The organism is Reyranella soli, from assembly GCF_007992495.1.
In the GTDB taxonomy this organism is placed as follows: domain Bacteria; phylum Pseudomonadota; class Alphaproteobacteria; order Reyranellales; family Reyranellaceae; genus Reyranella; species Reyranella soli.
In genome coordinates this window covers 1-935 of sequence record NZ_BKAJ01000381.1, presented here as the reverse complement: position 1 = coordinate 935, position 935 = coordinate 1, and the positions used below count along the sequence as shown (strand labels likewise).

Annotated in this window: 1 protein-coding gene; it reads right to left on the bottom strand. The window is 69.5% G+C overall.

Translation table 11 applies throughout. From position 1 onward, the window contains the following. Window positions 1-34: 34 nt before the first annotated feature. On the bottom strand, window positions 35-835 hold the full coding sequence (locus RSO01_RS46885; protein WP_147157495.1) for an NUDIX hydrolase: 801 nt from the start codon (window positions 833-835) through the stop codon (window positions 35-37). Between the last annotated feature and the right edge of the window lie 100 nt (window positions 836-935).

The following is a 935-nucleotide window of genomic DNA, read 5'->3' as shown; positions in this document are numbered from 1 at the left end:
GGGCGTCGAGGCCGCGTTCGACCCCGCCATACCGCTACTCCTCGAGCATCAGGTGCTTGCGATGCACCGTGGTGAACAAGGGGATCTTGCGCTGCCGCTTGCGGTTGGGCGGCTCCTTAACGAGGCGGCCGATCTCGCCGAGAATGAGCCCGGTGATGGTGGGCAACGGCAGCTCGCGCGCCTCGTCGAGCTTGACCCAGCGGATATCGCCGAGCTCGCTGGAATGGCGGATGTCGCCGGTCGCATCCTCGGCGCGCGCCATGAAGAAGCGCGCGTTGAAGCGGCGCGGCCGGCCAGGCGGCGTGACCGCGCGGGCGATCAGGTCGAGGCAATCGAGCGCGGGCCCCATGCCCTTGTCCAGAAAGCCGTGCCAGTGCTCGCCGAAATCCTCCTCAGGCGCGCCGCCCTTGAACGGCTTGGCCAGCATCAGGCCGGTCTCCTCGAAGGTCTCGCGCACGGCGGCGACGGCAAGCGCCCGCGCACGCTGCGCGGTCGCGGCCTTGCGCAGGCGCTCATCGACGAAGCGGTCGAGCGGCGTCGCCACCGGCACGCGGGCATCGGCCGGATCGACGCGGCCACCCGGGAAGACATAGCGGTTGGGCATGAAGGCGTGCTTGGCGTCGCGGCAGCCCAGCAGCACTTCGGGGATCTTGCCGCGCTGGCGCACCAGGATCAGCGTCGCCGCATCGCGCGGCCGCAGGTAGGGGTATTTCTGGTCGACCTTCTCGACCGGCCGCTCGCTGCCGGCCTTCAGCACCGGCGTCGAGGGCGAGTGGTCATAGCCTTTGTCGGTGCCGCGCACGACTGCGCCGGCCGGAATGCGTCTTTTGCTCATGGACTAAAAATAGACGCTGGGGGCGCGCCACTCCAGTCTTCCTCTTCCGGACCGCCGGCCTCTGGCCGGCATCATGATCTTGAGCCGGCCGGAGGCCGGC

Excerpts from the sequence above, each read along its gene's own strand:
- RSO01_RS46885 (WP_147157495.1), bottom strand. The coding sequence starts at position 835 with ATGAGCAAAAGACGCATTCCGGCCGGCGCAGTCGTGCGCGGCACCGAC.